The organism is Pelomonas aquatica, assembly GCF_026712205.1.
GTDB classification, from domain to species: domain Bacteria; phylum Pseudomonadota; class Gammaproteobacteria; order Burkholderiales; family Burkholderiaceae_C; genus Pelomonas; species Pelomonas aquatica.
The window spans coordinates 347,641-363,609 of record NZ_JAPPUW010000001.1 but is presented as its reverse complement, the minus strand read 5'-3'; the positions used below and the strand labels follow the sequence as shown (position 1 = coordinate 363,609).

At 71.2% G+C, this 15,969-nt stretch carries 16 protein-coding genes; 9 read left to right on the top strand and 7 right to left on the bottom strand.

Features of this window, described 5'->3' with window-relative positions:
• Window positions 1-2: 2 nt before the first annotated feature.
• The gene (locus tag NYP07_RS01750) at window positions 3-2,054 is read right to left on the bottom strand and encodes an NADPH-dependent 2,4-dienoyl-CoA reductase (protein ID WP_268146735.1); all 2,052 of its coding nucleotides are present in this window, start codon (window positions 2,052-2,054) and stop codon (window positions 3-5) included.
• A 181-nt stretch (window positions 2,055-2,235) separates the two neighbouring features.
• On the opposite strand from NYP07_RS01750, the gene NYP07_RS01745 reads away from it, so the two are divergent.
• The 5 genes from NYP07_RS01745 to NYP07_RS01725 all read left to right on the top strand — a co-directional run bounded on the left by NYP07_RS01745 (window position 2,236) and on the right by NYP07_RS01725 (window position 7,087).
• Entirely contained in the window at window positions 2,236-3,564 is a 1,329-nt protein-coding gene (locus NYP07_RS01745; protein WP_268146732.1) for a DUF4397 domain-containing protein, read from the top strand.
• A gap of 76 nt (window positions 3,565-3,640) precedes the next feature.
• Window positions 3,641-4,330 (top strand): hypothetical protein, encoded by a 690-nt coding sequence (locus tag NYP07_RS01740; RefSeq protein WP_268146730.1) that lies wholly within the window; start codon window positions 3,641-3,643, stop codon window positions 4,328-4,330.
• A complete protein-coding gene (locus tag NYP07_RS01735; RefSeq protein WP_268146728.1) occupies window positions 4,327-4,551 on the top strand; it encodes a cysteine-rich CWC family protein in 225 nt (74 codons plus the stop codon). The genes NYP07_RS01740 and NYP07_RS01735 overlap by 4 nt, the downstream gene beginning before the upstream one ends.
• A complete protein-coding gene (locus NYP07_RS01730) occupies window positions 4,548-5,423 on the top strand; it encodes a DMT family transporter (protein WP_268146726.1) in 876 nt (291 codons plus the stop codon). The genes NYP07_RS01735 and NYP07_RS01730 overlap by 4 nt, the downstream gene beginning before the upstream one ends.
• The gene (locus NYP07_RS01725) at window positions 5,420-7,087 is read left to right on the top strand and encodes a long-chain-fatty-acid--CoA ligase (protein ID WP_268146725.1); all 1,668 of its coding nucleotides are present in this window, start codon (window positions 5,420-5,422) and stop codon (window positions 7,085-7,087) included. Before NYP07_RS01730 ends, NYP07_RS01725 begins: the two co-directional genes overlap by 4 nt.
• A gap of 1 nt (window position 7,088) precedes the next feature.
• Here the strand turns inward: NYP07_RS01725 and NYP07_RS01720 are convergent, their stop codons facing one another.
• Window positions 7,089-7,397, bottom strand: coding sequence for a DUF2834 domain-containing protein (locus NYP07_RS01720; protein WP_268146723.1), 309 nt, complete (start codon window positions 7,395-7,397; stop codon window positions 7,089-7,091).
• 110 nt (window positions 7,398-7,507) lie between these two features.
• Between NYP07_RS01720 and NYP07_RS01715 the strand changes: the two genes are divergently transcribed.
• Entirely contained in the window at window positions 7,508-8,284 is a 777-nt protein-coding gene (locus NYP07_RS01715; RefSeq protein WP_268146721.1) for a helix-turn-helix domain-containing protein, read from the top strand.
• 78 nt (window positions 8,285-8,362) lie between these two features.
• A complete protein-coding gene (locus NYP07_RS01710; protein ID WP_268146720.1) occupies window positions 8,363-8,884 on the top strand; it encodes a DUF1697 domain-containing protein in 522 nt (173 codons plus the stop codon).
• Between the two features lie 36 nt (window positions 8,885-8,920).
• On the opposite strand, the gene NYP07_RS01705 is transcribed toward NYP07_RS01710, so the two are convergent.
• The 3 genes from NYP07_RS01705 to ribA all read right to left on the bottom strand — a co-directional run bounded on the left by NYP07_RS01705 (window position 8,921) and on the right by ribA (window position 12,670).
• Complete coding sequence (locus NYP07_RS01705) at window positions 8,921-10,216, bottom strand: ABC transporter ATP-binding protein (RefSeq protein ID WP_268146718.1); 1,296 nt, start codon at window positions 10,214-10,216, stop codon at window positions 8,921-8,923.
• Between the two features lie 11 nt (window positions 10,217-10,227).
• Window positions 10,228-11,955, bottom strand: coding sequence for an ABC transporter permease (locus NYP07_RS01700; protein WP_268146716.1), 1,728 nt, complete (start codon window positions 11,953-11,955; stop codon window positions 10,228-10,230).
• 109 nt (window positions 11,956-12,064) lie between these two features.
• Window positions 12,065-12,670: a GTP cyclohydrolase II gene (gene ribA / locus NYP07_RS01695; RefSeq protein WP_268146962.1), complete on the bottom strand. Its 606-nt coding sequence runs from the start codon at window positions 12,668-12,670 to the stop codon at window positions 12,065-12,067.
• 97 nt (window positions 12,671-12,767) lie between these two features.
• Between ribA and NYP07_RS01690 the strand changes: the two genes are divergently transcribed.
• Together NYP07_RS01690 and NYP07_RS01685 are read left to right on the top strand one after the other, a co-directional pair.
• Window positions 12,768-13,463, top strand: a complete 696-nt coding sequence (locus NYP07_RS01690) for a dienelactone hydrolase family protein (RefSeq protein ID WP_378989684.1) — start codon at window positions 12,768-12,770, stop codon at window positions 13,461-13,463.
• A gap of 2 nt (window positions 13,464-13,465) precedes the next feature.
• A complete protein-coding gene (locus NYP07_RS01685; protein WP_268146711.1) occupies window positions 13,466-14,083 on the top strand; it encodes a uracil-DNA glycosylase family protein in 618 nt (205 codons plus the stop codon).
• Here the strand turns inward: NYP07_RS01685 and NYP07_RS01680 are convergent.
• Window positions 14,070-15,071 carry an NADP-dependent oxidoreductase gene (locus tag NYP07_RS01680; RefSeq protein ID WP_268146709.1) on the bottom strand — a complete coding sequence of 334 codons (1,002 nt, stop codon included), beginning with the start codon at window positions 15,069-15,071 and terminating at the stop codon, window positions 14,070-14,072. The two genes, NYP07_RS01685 and NYP07_RS01680, sit on opposite strands and share 14 nt — an antisense overlap.
• 26 nt (window positions 15,072-15,097) lie before the next feature.
• Complete coding sequence (locus NYP07_RS01675; RefSeq protein ID WP_268146706.1) at window positions 15,098-15,919, bottom strand: oxidoreductase; 822 nt, start codon at window positions 15,917-15,919, stop codon at window positions 15,098-15,100.
• Window positions 15,920-15,969: the final 50 nt, after the last annotated feature.

Sequence of the window (15,969 nt, the reverse complement as noted above, 5' to 3'; positions counted from 1 at the left end):
GCCTACAACGCGCAGGCCAGCTGGGTGCCCTGCAGGATGGCGCGCTTGGCGTCCAGTTCGCCGGCCGCCAGCGCGCCGCCGATCAGGTGCACGCGGGCGCCGGCCGCGCGCAGCGGCGCCTCCAGCTCGCGCAGCGGCTCCTGGCCGGCGCACAGCACGATGGTGTCGGCTTCGATCAGCTGGGCGTCGGCGCGCTGCTCGCCGTAGCTGACCCACAGCCCCTCCGGCGTGATCCGCTCGTAGTTCACGCTGGCCAGCATGTCGACCTGCTTCATCTTCAGCGCCGCGCGGTGGATCCAGCCCGTCGTCTTGCCGAGGCCGGCGCCGAGCTTGCCGGCCTTGCGCTGCAGCAGCGTGATCTGGCGCGCGGGCGCGTCGGGCGCGGGCCGCAGCAGGCCGGCGCGCACCTGCTCGGGGTCGCCCACGCCCCAGTGGCGGCGCCAGGCGGCCGGGTCCAGCGTCAGCGAGTGGCCGGCCTCCAGCAGGTATTCGGCCATGTCGAAGCCGATGCCCCCGGCGCCGACGATGGCGACGCGGCGGCCCACCGGCCTGTCGTGCCTCAGCACGTCGACATAGCTCAGCACCTGGCCGCGGGCCAGGCCCTCGTCCTGGCCCTTGATGCGCGGGTCGCGGGCGCTGACGCCGGTGGCCAGCAGCACCTCGTCGAAGCCCTTCAGCTCGTCGGCGCCGACCCGGCAGTTCAGCTTCAGCGCGACGCCCGTGACCTCGATGCGGCGGCGGAAGTAGCGCAGCGTCTCGCTGAACTCCTCCTTGCCCGGCACGCGCCGGGCCATGTTGAACTGGCCGCCGATCTCGGCCGCCGCGTCGAACAGCGTCACCGCATGGCCGCGCTCGGCCAGCGTGGTCGCGGCCGCCAGGCCCGCCGGGCCGGCGCCGACGACGGCGATGCGCTTGCCCGCGCCGTTCACGGGCTTCAGCACGATCTCCTGCTCGAAGGCCGCGCGCGGGTTCACGAGGCAGGTCGAGATCTTCTGCGCGAAGGTGTGGTCCAGGCAGGCCTGGTTGCAGGCGATGCAGGTGTTGATCTCGTCGGCGCGGCCCTGGCGCGCCTTGCTGACGAAATGCGGGTCGGCCAGGAAGGGGCGGGCCATGGACACCATGTCGGCGCTGCCGTCGGCCAGCACGCCCTCGGCCACCTCGGGCGTGTTGATGCGGTTGCTGGTGACCAGCGGCGTCGTGATGCCTTCGGCGCGCAGCTGGGCCCGGAGCTTGGCGGTGACCCATGCGAAGCCGGCGCGCGGCACGCTGGTCGCAATCGTCGGGATGCGCGCCTCGTGCCAGCCGATGCCGGTGTTGATGATCGTGGCGCCGCCGCGCGCGACGCGCCGGCCCAGCTCCACGACCTCCTCCCAGCTGCTGCCGTCGGGCACCAGGTCCAGCATCGACAGGCGGTAGATGATGATGAAGTCCGGCCCGACGGCCTCGCGCATGCGGGCCAGGATCTCCAGCGGCAGCCGCATGCGGTTCTCATACGAACCGCCCCAGTCGTCGCTGCGCTGGTTGGTGTGGGCGACGAGAAACTGGTTGATGAAATAGCCTTCGCTGCCCATCACCTCCACGCCGTCGTAGCCGGCCTCGCGGGCCAGCTTCGCGCAGCGGATGAAGGCGCGGATCTGGCGCTCGATGCCGCGGGCGCCCAGCTCCCGCGGCGTGAACGGCGAGATCGGGCTCTGGATGCGCGACGGCGCCACGCACAGCGGCGAATAGCCGTAGCGGCCGGTGTGCAGGATCTGCAACGCGATCTTGCCGCCCTCGGCATGCACGGCGTCCGTGACGATCTTGTGGCGGCGCGCCGCGCCCGAGGTCGCCAGCGTGCCGGCGAAGGGCTTGGCCCAGCCCTCGATATTGGGCGCGAAGCCGCCCGTCACGATCAGCCCCACCTCGCCGCGCGCGCGCTCGGCGAAGAAGGCCGCCATGCGCTCGAAGTGCTTGCGCCCGTCCTCCAGGCCGGTGTGCATGCTGCCCATCAGCACGCGGTTCTTCAGCGTCGTGAAGCCAAGGTCCAGGGGGGCGAGGAGGTGGGGGTAGTTCATCCGGGCGATGCTAGCCGCGGGTGCGCCGGCCGAATTGGAGTGTTCTCCTCAGCTCGGCAGCAACAGTTCTTCACCCGCCGCCAGATGCCGGAAATCGCGACGCCTGCGGCTTGAGTTCTAATCGCCAGTCCGCGTTCCTGGGATTCGGCCCGGCGGGTTTGGTTTTTTCGGAGAGTTCTCGATGCGATTCACCCCTTGGGCCACCCGGATGGCCCTGACGCTGAGCCTGACGGCCACGGCCATGCTGACTGCCTGCGGTGGCGGTGGTCACGGCAGCAACACGCAGGTCCGCCTGCTCAATGCGACCCGCTCCTACGCAGCGCTGGACCTGACGGTCAACGACAAGACCGTCAACAGCAAGGTGGCCTATGCCGCGGTCGGCGACTACGGCAGCGTCGACACCGGCAACACGGCCAGCAAGGTGCTGACCAGCGACGTCGGCACCAGCATCTCCGCAACGACCCCGACGCTGACCTCGGGCAGCAACTACACCTACATCACCTATGGCTTCGCCGGCGCCGTCCGCACGACGCTGCTGCAGGAGAACCAGACCGCCCCCGACGCCAACAAGGCCTCGCTGCTGGTGCTGAACCTGGCCCCGGACGCCGGTGCGCTGGACATCTACGTCACGTCCGCCGCCGATTGCTCGCTGACGTCCGAGACCGCGCTGACGACCAGCCTCGCGGGCGGCTCCGGCAGCGGCTACATCCAGATCAACTCGGGCACCTTCCGCGTCTGCGTGACGGGCCCCGGCAAGCGCAGCGACCTGCGCCTGAACATCCCGGCCCTGGCGCTGGCCTCGGCCTCCGTGAACACGCTGCTCCTGACCTCGTCCGAAGGCGGCGTGCTGGTCAACGGCATCGGCCTGGTCCAGAAGGGCGCGGCCGCCAACTTCCCCAACACGCAGAGCCGCGTGCGCACCGTGGCCGCGCTGGCCAGTGGCGGCACCGTCGCCTCGTCCATCAACGGCCAGACGATGTTCAGCGGCGCCATCAGCCCGCTGATCAGCGACTACGTGACGACCGCCTCCGGCGCCAGCACGCTGACCGCCGCCGTCAACGGCGCCAACGTCAGCTTCCCTGCGCCGACGCTGGTGGCCGGCCACGACTACACGCTGATGGTCTGGGGCGACCCGGCCGCGCCCAAGCTCGCCGCGCTGGACGACGACAACCGCCTGCCGACCGGCGTCGCCGGCTCGGGCGACGTCAAGATCCGCGTGGTCAACGCGCTGCCGACCTCGGGTGTCGCGCTGAACGTCGCGTTCGGCTCCATCGCCTCCAACGTCGCCTCGGGCACGGCCTCCACGCCCAACACGACCTCGTCCACGACGAGCACCCAGGTCGACCTGACCGTGCCGAACCAGTCCCAGTCGATCTACACCAACTCCGCGATGGCCTTCCCCAGCGGCAGCGTGTGGACCTTCTTCGCGGTGCCCAACACGACCACGACCCCCTCGGCCACCTTGCCCGTGCCTGGCCTGGCCGGTCTGCCCAAGCGCGAGCGCCCGTAAGCCTCGGCCTCCCGAACGCAAAGCCCCCGTGCCCACCGGCCGGGGGCTTTGTCCTTTCCGGCGCGAAGATGCGGCCATGCCCACGCCCCAGCGCGCCCATCTGCAGCGCCTGCGCCAGCTCTGGCGCAGCGCCGGCTGGCCCAGCCAGGACCTCGTCGAGATCGAGTTGCTGGCCGCCGGCTGGGTCGAGCGCCTGCAGGAGGCCGACGGCCGCGAGCGCCTGCGCGTGACCGATGCGGGCGTCGCCCTCATCGCCGAGTCGCTGAGCCGCAACCGCGCCGCGCGCGATGCCCACGAGGCCCTCGTCGAGCGCGTCGCCACCGAGATGCAGCGCGCCGGCCGCATCGCCTGGCGCGGCCTCAGCCTGCGTGCCGGCTTGGCCCGGGAGGACGGCGGGACGCAGTGGGTCAACGCGATGCCCGACGTCTATTCCATCCGCCACAGCACCGTCGAGGACTGGCTGGAGCCCGCCATCCACGAGATCAAGGTGCAGCGCAGCGACCTGCTCGGCGAGCTGCGCCGCCCGGCCAAGTCCGCCGCCTACCGTGCGCTCTGCGGCCAGTGCTGGTTCGTCATCAAGGCCGGCATCGCCGAGCCCGACGAGATCCCGCCGGAGTACGGTGTGCTGATCGGCCACGCCGGCCATCTCGAGCTGGCGCGGCCGGCACCGAAGCGCGCCCACAAGCCCGACTTCGCCACCTGGATGGCGCTGGCCCGCGCGACGCCGCTGCTGCCGCCCGACGACGATCCACAATCGCCGCTATGAGTTCACGCCACGGTCCCATGCTCGACGCCCGCTGCCCGCGCTGCTGCGGCGGCTTCGAATGCGGCGCCCAGGCCGGCGACTGCGCCTGCAACGGCATCCACCTGACCGACAGCCTGCGCACGCAGCTGGCGGCCCGCTACAGCGGCTGCCTGTGCCTGCCCTGCCTGCGCGAGCTCATCGACGCCGAAGCGCAGCGGCGCGGGCAGGACGCGCGGCAATGACCGTCCTCGACCGCGTCGCCCCTCCCCTCTTCATCTTCATCTGGGCCACCGGCTATATCGTCGCCAAGCTGGCCGCGCCCCATGCCGACCCGTTGACCTTCCTGAGCTGGCGCTATGCCGGCGTGCTCGCGCTGATGCTCGGGCTGGCGCTGGCGGCCCGCGCGCCCTGGCCGTCGCGGCGCGACATGCTCCACCTGGCCGTTGCCGGCCTGGGCATCCAGGCCGTCTATCTGGGCGGCGTCTGGGTCGCCATCCGCCAGGGCCTGCCGGCGGGCACGGCGGCCCTCATCGTCAACCTGCAGCCGGTGCTCGTCGCCGCGCTGGCGCCGCTGATCGGCGAGCGCGTCGCGCCGCGGCAGTGGCTGGGCGTAGCCCTGGGCCTCGGCGGCGTCGTCCTCGTCATCTGGCACAAGTTGACGCTGGGCGCGAGCTTTGGCCCACCGCTGCTGCTGTGCGTGATGGCCCTGCTGGCCATCACCGGTGGCACGCTCTACCAGAAGCGCTTCGCGCCGCATTTCGACCTGCGCACCGGCCAGGTCGTGCAGTTCGCCGCCGCACTGGCCGTCACGCTGCCGCTGGCCTGGCTGACGGAGCCCATGCGCATCGAATGGAACGCGTCGGTGGGGGTCGCGATGGCCTGGAGCGTGCTCGTGCTGACGGCCGGCGGCATCAGCCTGATGTTCCACATGCTGCGCCACGGCCGCGTCACGGCGGTGTCGAGCACGATGTATCTGGTGCCCTCTGTCACCTCGGTGATGGCGTGGTTGCTGTTCGGCGAGACACTCGGCGCACAAGCCATCGCCGGCATGGGCGTGACGCTGCTCGGCGTCTACCTCGTCGTCGCGAGAAAGCCAACGGAGACCGCCGCATGACCCGAGCGCACCACAAGTTCTGGCCGGCCCGCGTGCCCCACGCGATCAGCCCGCCGGCCACGGCCCTGCCCGACAACCTGCTCGTCAACGCGCGCCGCTTCCCCAATCGGCCGGCCCTGGTCTTCCTCGGCCAGACGACGAGCTATGCCGAGCTGGCCGCCCAGGTCGCACGCCTGGCCGCCTGGCTGGCACGGCGCGGCGTCAAGAAGGGCGACCGCGTGCTGGTGGGCCTGCAGAACTGCCCGCAGCTCGTCATCGCCCACTACGCCATCCTCAGCGCCGGTGCCGTCGTCGTGCCGGTCAACCCGATGAACCGGTCCGCCGAGCTCAGGCACCTCATCGAGGACAGCGGCGCGCTGCTGGCCTTCACCAGCGCCGACCTCGCCGCCGAATGGCTGGCGGCCGGCATGGCCGCGCGCGACATGGTCGTCACCCGCCTGGCCGAGGTGCTGCCCGGCGGCCGCGTGGCCGCCGACGCCGGCCTGCCGCCGGGCTGGGCCGACTGGCTCGATGCCGACACCGCCCTGCCCGCCGGCTGCACGCCCTGGGCCGAGGCCCAGGCCTGCACGGCCGCGCCGCCGCCGCTTGCCGTCGGCGCCGACGACCTCGCGCTGCTGCCCTACACCAGCGGCACCACCGGCAACCCCAAGGGCTGCATGCACAGGCACCGCAGCCTGCAGCACAACGTCTTCGCCGGCGCGCTGTGGGCCAACGTCTGCCACGAGGACGTCGTGCTCGGCGTCGTGCCCATGTTCCACATCACCGGCATGGTCGTCATCATGCACGGCACGCTGGCCTGCGGCGCAGCCCTGGTGCTGATGCCGCGCTGGCAGCGCGAGTACGCGGCCCGCCTGATTGCCGAGCACCGCGTCACGCGCTGGACCAATATCCCGACCATGGTCATCGACCTGCTGGCCAGCCCGCAGGTCGACGGCTTCGACCTCAGCAGCATGATCTCCATCGGCGGCGGCGGCGCGGCCATGCCCCAGGCCATCGCCGAGCGGCTGTGGCAGCGCTGGGGCCTGCGCTACCAGGAGGGCTACGGCCTCACCGAGACCGCCGCGCCCAGCCACAGCAACCCCTACGACGCCCCCAAGCAGCAATGCCTGGGCGTGCCCTATGTGAGCTGCGACGCCCGCGTCGTCGACCCCGACACGCTGCGCGAGCTGCCGGCGGGCGAGAGCGGCGAGATCATCGTGCACGGCCCGATGGTCTTCGACGGCTACTGGCGCCGGCCCGACGCGACCGCGGCCGCCTTCGTCGAGCTCGACGGCAAGCGCTTCTTCCGCACCGGCGACATCGGCTATGCCGACGCCGACGGCTATTTCTTCATGACCGACCGGCTCAAGCGCATGATCAATGCGAGCGGCTTCAAGGTCTGGCCGAGCGAGGTCGAGACCCTGATGCACGCCCACCCCGGCATCGCCGAGGCCTGCATCATCTCGTCGCCCGACGCCTACCGCGGCGAGACGGTCAAGGCCGTCGTCGTCAGGCGCGCCGGCCACGAGTCGCTGACGGCCGAGCAGCTGCGCGACTGGTGCAAGGCCAATATGGCGGCCTACAAGGTGCCGGCCCTCGTCGAGTTCGCCGACAGCCTGCCCAAGAGCGGAGCCGGCAAGGTCATGTGGCGGGCGCTGCAGGAGCGGGAGCGGGCCAAGGGCTGACTCAGGTCGCCGCGCGCAGCGTGCCACGCGCTGCGCTGCGCGGCGCCAGCAGCAGATAGAGCAGCGGCCCGAACGACCCCGCCGCCACGGTCAGCAGTGCAAACGGCCAGACCGTGCGGCCCGTGAGCCGCGCGTCGCGCCAGATCAAGCCCAGCGCGATGCAGGACATGACGATCAGGTCCAGTAGCACCTGCCAGGCGCCGACGCTGCCCATGCCGGCCTGCCAGATGCCGAGGTAGCCGACCTGCCACATCGCATAGGTCGTGAAGGCGCCGAAGGCGGCGAGGACGAGGATCAGGACGGTTCGCATGGCGATCTCCTTGCGGTTGATGGTGGCGTCATGCTGGGCGCTTGCCCGCATCGCCGCAATGACCTGCGAGGTCATGGCCGCCGCGCGGGCCGCGGCCCAGAATGCGGCGCATGACCGCCACCTTCGCCGCCCTGCGCAAGTCGCGCCGCGTCAGCCAGCTGGAGCTCTCGCTGCGCGCCGGCGTCTCGCAACGCCACCTCAGCTGCATCGAGACCGGCCGCGCCCGCGCCGGCCGCGAGACGCTGATCGCGCTGCTGGATGCGCTGGGTGCGACATTGGAGGAGCGCAACCAGGCCCTGCTCGCCGCCGGCTATGCGCCGGCTCACGCCGAGCGCGCGCTGGACGCGCCCGAGATGGCGCCGGTGCGCGCCGCGCTGGGCCAGCTGCTGCACGCCCACGACCAGACGCCGGCCCTGGTGCTGGACGGCGAGTACAACGTCGTCATGACCAACGCCGGCCTGGCGCGGCTGCTCGCGCTGCTGGGCCTGCCGGCCGAGGCCATGCCGGGCCGGCCGCTGAACCTGCTGCGCATCGTGTTCGCGCCCGATGGACTGCGTGCGCTGTGCATCAACGAGGCCGAGCTCTGCGGCGAGATGTGGGCCCGCGCCAGCCGCGAGGCCGAGCACCTGCCCAGGCTGCGCGCACTGCTCGACGAGCTGCGGGCGACGCTGCAGCCCTGGGGCCGGATCGAGCCCGGCGGCCTGCCTGTGCTGGCGCTGCGCCTGCGCGCGACGGATGGCCGGACCTTGAGCTTCTTCTCCGCCTTCACGAGCTTCGGCACGCCACTGGACATCACGCTGGCGTCGTTGAAGGTGGAGCATCTGTTCCCGGCGGACGAGGCGACGCGGGCGGCGCTGGCTGGAGCGGGAGGCGTGGCGTCGGATTGACGGCCAGCCACAACGAAAGCGCAACCCCAGGCGCTATCGTTGCTGGCTCTTTCCGACCGGCTTCTGGAGCCCCCATCCATGCCCCGCTACGTCGCCCTGCTGCGCGGAGTCAGCCCGATGAACGCCAAGATGCCTGAACTCAGGCGCTGCTTCGAGCAGGCCGGATTCACTGACGTGAAGACGCTGCTGAGCAGCGGCAACGTCGTCTTCTCGACGGCGCGTGCCGCCTCGGCCGAGACGCTGCAGCAGCGTGTCGAGAAGGCCATGCAGGACGGCGCGGGCTACCGCTTCGCGACCATCGTGCGGCCCACGGCCTGTCTGCGGCAGATGCTCGATGCCGACCCCTTCGCCGCGTTCGAGCTGCCGCCGCTGGCCAAGCGCGTCGTCACCTTTCTGCGCGAGCCGCAGGCCGTGGGCGAGGTGGAGCTGCCCATCGCCCGCGACGAGGCGCGCATCCTGAAGCGCATCGACGGCGAGGTCTTCAGCGTCTACGTGCCGAGCGACAAGGGCCCGGTCTTCATGCAGCTGCTGGAAAGGACCTTCGGCAAGGACGTCACGACGCGCACCTGGGACACGGTCGCGAAGTGCGCCAAGGCCTGAAGCAAGCCGCTCATGCCCTCCGGCCCGCAGGCCGGATCAGTCCTCGTCCGACTCCGGCAGATGGATCATGCCGGTGTGGTAGTTGTATTCGAAGACCTCGCCATGACGCGCCCATTCGATGGCCACGCGCAGCACGCGCTCGGCCTCCTGCACGTCCATGCTCTCGCTGAGCAGCTTCAGGAAGGGCTCTTCCTTCAGCTCGCCGTCGGCCTCCTGCTCCAGGCTGTGGCGGATGAAGGCCGCCAGGGGCACGTTGGTCAGCAATTGCTGGCCGAAGATCTCGCGCCGGAACTCGTGGCTGCCTTCGACGTAGTTGTGGCCCAGCGGCGTCATCAGCAGGTCGCCGCCGCTGAGCTGGGCCAGGCCCAGGCGGTGCAGCGCGTCGGCCAGCGGCAGCACCTCCTCGTCGGTGAGCTCGCTCTCCTCCACCAGCTGCGGCAGGTCGGCGCGGCCCCTGAAATGCTCGTCGCCCAGCAGCTCCAGCAGGCTCTCCATGCGGCCCACGTCGGCTTCGGGCAGGCGGTCGCTGAGGTGGGGCCTGGGTGCCTCCTCGGGCGCGCCGGTCACCGTGGTGGCGCTGGTCATCAGCCGGTAGACCTCGTCGATGAGCAGGCGCACCTCGGGGCTGTCGGCGCGGCGCGGGCGCGGCAGCGTGATGGGCAGCTCGGCGCGCACGCGGCCCGGGTTGCTGGCGAAGATCAGCACGCGGTCGGCCATCATCACGGCCTCCTCGATGTTGTGCGACACGACCAGCATGGCCTGCGTGGGCATCTGGCCGCCGTCCCACAGCTCCAGGATCTCGTTGCGCAGGCGCTCGCCGGTCAGCACGTCCAGCGCCGAGAAGGCCTCGTCCATCAGCAGCACCGGCGGCTCCATGACGAGGGCGCGCGCCAGGCCGACGCGCTGGCGCATGCCGCCCGACAGCTCGCGCGGCAGCGCGCCCTCGAAGCCGGCGAGGCCGATCAGCTCGATGGCCTTCTCGGCGCGCTCGGCGCGTTCGGCCTCGGCCACGCCGGCCGCCTCCAGGCCGAGCTCGACGTTCTGCTGCACGGTCAGCCACGGGAACAGCGCGAAGCTCTGGAACACCATCGCGATGCCCTGGGCCGGCCCGAACAGCGGCTGGCCGCGGTAGCGCACGTCGCCGGCGTCGGCCGGGATCAGGCCGGCCATGATGCGCAGCAGCGTGCTCTTGCCCGAGCCGCTCTGGCCCAGCAGCGCGACGATCTCGCCCTTGGCCAGGCGGAAGTCCACGTCGTCCAGCACCGAGCGCAGGCTGCCGTCGGCGGACTTGAAGCCCTTGGCCACGTCTTTCAGTTCGATCAAGGCGGTCATGGCGGCCTCCTTCAAAAGTGCATACGGTCTTCGGCGAGGCGGTAGAGCCGCCGCCAGACCCAGTGGTTGAGCGTCATCACGAAGACGCACATGACGCCGATGCCCAGCGCGATGCGCGGGAAGTCGCCGGCCGTCGTCATCTGCTGGATGTAGCTGCCCAGGCCGGCGGCCTGCAGATGGGTGTCGCCCCAGGTGACGTATTCGGCCACGATGCTGGCGTTCCAGGAGCCCCCGCTGGCGGTGATGGCGCCGGTCACGAAGCTCGGGAAGATGGCCGGCAGCAGATAGCGCCGCCAGGCCAGCCAGCCCTTGAGGCCGAGGTTCTGCGCGGCCAGACGCAGCTCGGTCGGGATGGTGGACGCGCCGGCGACGACGTTGAACAGCAGATACCACTGCGTGCCGAGAATGATGAGGGGCGACAGCCAGACGTCGGGGTTCAGCCCCAGCTTGACGATCACGACCACCGCGACCGGGAAGACCAGGTTGGACGGGAAGGCCGCCAGGAACTGGGCCACCGCCTGCACGCGGCCGGCGATGCGCGGGTTCAGGCCGATCCACACGCCGACCGGCACCCAGATCAGCGACGCGATGGCGATCAGCGTCAGCACGCGCGCCAGCGTGAACAGGCCCAGCTTGAACACATGGGCCGCCTCGCCCCAGCCCACCTCGGTGTGGATGAAGCTGGCCATGCGCCACAGCGCGAACAGCACCAGCGCGGCGATCAGCGCGTCCCAGCCGCGCGTCCACAGCGGGTTGGCGGGCCTGGCCTTGGCGCGGATGGAGCGGCCGTCGTAGGTCTTGCGCAGCGGCCGGAAGCTCGCCGTGATCCAGCGCGCCGGCCATTCGCTGAAGCGCTGCAGCAGCTCGGTGCGGCGCAGCCAGGTCAGCAGCCAGGACTGCGGCGCGTTCTCGCTGCCCGATTCCTCGAAGCGGAACTTGTCGGCCCAGGCCAGCAGCGGGCGGAAGAACAGCTGGTCGTAGAACAGGATGCCGATCAGCATGCCGAGGATGGCCCAGCCGATGGCGGCCAGGTCCTTGGCCTCGATGGCCAGCGCGATGTAGGAGCCCACGCCGGGCAGCTTGATGTCCTGGCCGGCCACCGAGATGGCCTCGGACGCGACGACGAAGAACCAGCCGCCGGACATGCTCATCATCATGTTCCACAGCAGGCCGGGCATCGCGAACGGCAGCTCCAGCCGCCAGAAGCGCTGCCAGCCCGACAGCTGGAAGATGCGCGCGGCCTCCTGCAGTTCGCCCGGCACCGTGCGCAGCGACTGGTAGAGGCTGAAGGCCATGTTCCAGGCCTGGCTCGTGAAGATGGCGAACAGCGCCGCCAGCTCCACGCCGAACAGATTGCCCGGGAACAGCGCGATGAAGGGCGCCACCGCGATGGCCTGGAAGCCCAGGATGGGGATGGACTGCAGGATGTCCAGCAGCGGCACCAGCACCTTCTCGGCCGCGCGCACCTTGGCCGCCAGCACCGCGAACACGCAGGCGAACACGACCGACGCGCCCAGCGCGATGAACATGCGCAGCGTCGTGCGCAGCAGGTAGTAGGGCAGATAGGCCACGTCCAGGCTCAGCGGCAGCTGCTCGCCGAGGTGGAAGGGCCGGGCCATCTGCGACGCGGCCAGCGCCAGCAGGATGAGCACGGCCATCACCAGGGGCAGCAGCATCCAGTCCCAGCGGTTGAAGCTGGCCTCGACGGCGGGGCGGGGGAAGAAGCGACGGTCGGCCATGATCCTGAGCAAAAAGCGGCGCGCAGCCTAACGGGCCTGCATCTCAGCCCCGTGAACGCCCGCTGTCGCGGGCCTTGCGCCCGCCTTGCGCTGCGCCGTGGCCGAGGCGCTATTCGAACAGATGACCGAGGTCGTGGTGACCCATCTGGTCGGCCTTGGTGCGCAGATAGCGCTCGTTTTCCGGGCCGGGCTCGGTCAGCGAGGCCTCCCGCTCGACGACCTCGATGCCGAACTCGGCCAGCGCCGCCATCTTCAGCGGGTTGTTGGTCAGCAGCCGGATGCGGTTCACGCCCAGCGCCCGCAGCATGCAGGCCGCGGCGTCGTAGCGGCGCGCGTCGATGGGCAGGCCCAGCGCGGCATTGGCCTCGATGGTGTCGGCGCCGGCGTCCTGCTCGGCATAGGCGCGCAGCTTCTGCACCAGGCCGATGCCGCGGCCCTCGTGGCCGCGCATGTAGACGATGGCGCCGCGGCCTTCGTCGGCGATGCGCTTCATGGCGCTTTGCAGCTGCGACCGGCAGTCGCAGCGCAGCGAACCGAAGACCTCGCCCGTCATGCACTCGGAATGCACGCGCACCAGCGGCGGCTCGCTGCCGGTGAGCTCGCCCATGCTCAGCACGACATGCTCCTGGCCCGACTCGCTCTCGCGGAAGCCGTGGATGGCGAACTCGCCGTAGGGCGTCGGCAGGCGGGTGGAGACGATGCGTTCGATCTTCATGATGGCGTTCAGCAAGGGGGATATTCTCGCCGCCCCTGGGGAAACCCGGGCCGCAGGGGTTAGTCTGTCGGCTCCAACGAGTGTCCAGGAGATGCGCATGGCCCAGGCCATCAGCTTCACGCGCCCCGACGGCGCCGCCGTGTCCGGCTACCTCGCCGCGGCCGAAAGGCCGGTGGGCGCCGTCGTCGTCATCCAGGAATGGTGGGGCCTGAACGAGCAGATCCGCGGCGTGGCCCGGCGCTGGGCCGGCGCCGGCTTCACGGCCCTGGTGCCCGACCTCTACCGCGGCCGGAGCACCGTCGAGGAGGAAGAGGCCGACCACCTGATGACGGGCCTGGACTTCGGCGCGGCCGCCGCGCAGGACATCCGCGGCGCCGTGCAATACCTGAAGGGCCTGAAGCTCGGCAGCGGCAAGGTCGGCGTGAGCGGCTACTGCATGGGCGGCGCGCTGGCCCTGCTGGCGTCCATGCTCGTGCCCGAGGCCGACGCCGCCGTCGTCTGGTACGGCATGCCGCCGGTCGAGTACGTGGACGCCGGCAAGATCGGGCTGCCGCTGCAGGCCCACTGGGCCACGCAGGACGAGTTCTTCGCCATTGCCGGCGTGGATGCGCTGGAGGCCAAGCTGGCCGAGGCCGGCGTGCGCTACGAGGGTCACCGCTACCTGGCCCACCACGGCTTCGCCAACGAGACCGCCCAGGGGCCGGGGCGCATTGCCAGGACGCAGTACGACGCGGCCTGGGCCCAGCAGGCCTGGGATCGGGCGATGAGGTTCTGCGGGCAGCACCTGGGCTGAGCATGGCGACGGCGCTCGACCGCCTGCTGCCCGAGTTGCGCGCCTGCAGCCGCTGCGAGCCGCAGCTGCCGCTGGGCGCCCGGCCCATCTTTCAGCTGGATGCCCGCGCTCCCATCCTGATCGCCAGCCAGGCGCCGGGCCGCGTCGCCAACGAGAAGGGTCGGCCCTTCGACGATGTCAGCGGCGACCGCCTGCGCGCCTGGCTGGGCGTCTCGCGCGAGGCCTTCTACGACCCGGCCTGCTTCGCCATCTTTCCCATGGGCCTGTGCTTCCCCGGCACGGGCGCTTCGGGCGACCTGCCGCCGCGGCCGGAGTGCGCCGCGCAGTGGCGCCGGCCGATGCTGGACGCGCTGCCTCACATCCGGCTGACGCTGGCCGTCGGCCAGCACGCCCTGGCCTGGCACCTGCAACGCAAGGCCTCGGTCGACGCCCTGGTGGCGGGCTGGCGCGATGGCCTGGCCCGCGGCCTGCTGCCGCTGCCCCATCCCAGCCCGCGCAACCAGCGCTGGCTGAAGGACAGGCCCTGGTTCGAGGCAGAGGTGCTGCCCGCGCTGCGGCGCGCGGTGGCCGGGGCGCTGGCCGCAAGCCAACGCGCCGGGCACGCCGCTACCTCAGCTTGACGACCACCTTGCCCCGGGCCCGCCCCGTCTCGACATAGGCCATGGCTTCATTCGTCTGCGCGAACGGGAAGACCCGGTCGACGACCGGCCGGATGGCGCCGGCCTCGACGAGGGCCGTGATCCGCTGCAGCTGCGCGCCGCTGGCGCTCATGAACAGGAACTCGTAGCCCAGCTCGCGCCGCGCCGCCTGCCGGCGCACGCCGGCGCTGAGCAGGCGCGCGACGAGCCCGACGAACCAGGGCGCGCGGATGTCGCGGGCGAAGGCCGGGTCCGGCGGGCCCGAGATCGAGATCAGCCGGCCGCCGGGCTTGAGCACGCGCAGCGACTTGGCCAGCGCCGCTGCGTCCTGGCTGTGCAGCACGACGTCGAAGCCCTGCAGCTCCTGCTCGAAGTCTTGCTTGCGGTAGTCGATGACGATATCGGCGCCCAGGCGCTTCACGAGCTCGGTGTTGGCGCCGCTGGCCGTCGTCGCGACCGTCGCGCCGAGCTGCTTGGCGAGCTGGATCGCGAAGGTGCCGACGCCGCCCGAGCCGGCCTGGATGAAGGCCTTCTGGCCGCGCTTCAGCCCGGCCCGCTCGACGAGGGCCTGCCAGGCCGTCAGGCCCACCAGCGGGATGGACGCGGCCTCTTCCATCGTCAGATTCTTGGGCTTGAGGGCCAGCGAGGCCTCGCGGATCGCGATGCGTTCCGCGAAGGCGCCGATGCGGAAATCGTCCGGCCGCGAGTAGACCTCGTCGCCCGGCTTGAACTGGCGCACGCGCGCGCCGACCTTGAGCACGACGCCGGCCACGTCATGGCCCAGGGCGGTGGGCAGGCGGTAGGGCAGGATGAGCTTGAACTCGCCACTCTTGATCTTGGAGTCCAGCAGGTTCACGCCGGCGGCATGGACCTCGACGAGGAGCTCGTCGTCGCCCAGCGTGGGCTCGGGCATGTCGGCCAGGCGCAGCGCGCCCTTTTTGGCGTAGCGGTCGAGAACGAAAGCCTTCATGGGTCTTCCTTGATGGTGAATGGGGATCAGGCCTGCAGGCGCAGGTCGCGGCGGATGCCGGCGTCCAGCACGCCGGCCGGGGCGAAGCGGCGCAGCCAGCGCATGCGGCCGGCCAGGCCGGGCGCGTAGCGCAGCTGCGGGCGCGCCGCCCGGGCAGCCTGCAGCACGACCGCGGCGACGACCTCGGGCCCGTCGGCGCCGACCAGCACTTCCTTCATGCGCTTCTCCACGCCGGTGCGGGCCTCGCGGTAGACCTCGAGCGGGGCATCGGGCGGCAGCAGGTTGGCCTCGAAGGGCGTGTTGATATAGGCCGGCTCGACGACCACCACGCGGATGCCCAGCGTGCGCAGCTCGTGGTCCAGCGACTCCGAGTAGCCGGCGACCGCGTGCTTGGTGGCGGCGTACAGCGCCATATAGGGCATGGGCAGGAAGCCCAGCGCCGAGCCGATGTTGATGATGCGGCCCGCCTGCTGGCGGCGCATCTGCGGCAGCACGGCGCGCGTCATGCGCACGAGGCCGAAGAAATTGGTCTCGAACACGGCCCGGGCCTGGTCCAGCGAGCTCTCCTCGGCGCCGGCCGGCGCGACACCGAAGCCGGCGTTGTTGACGAGCAGGTCGATGCGGCCTTCGCGCCGCAGCAGATCCTGCACGAGGGCGTCGACCGAATCGTCCGAGGTCACGTCCAGCGGCAGCATCTCGAAGCCGCGCCGGCCCGCAGGCGCGGCCCGCCGGCTGGTGCCGTAGACCTTGTAGCCGGCCTGGGCGAGGCGCTCCGCGGTGGCCTGGCCGATGCCGGACGAGGCGCCGGTCACGAGGGCGATGTTCTGGGTCGATGGGGTATTTTGCATGATGGCCGTCATATGTGTTGGCGAAAGAAAAGCCGGCGCAGGCCTGGCGC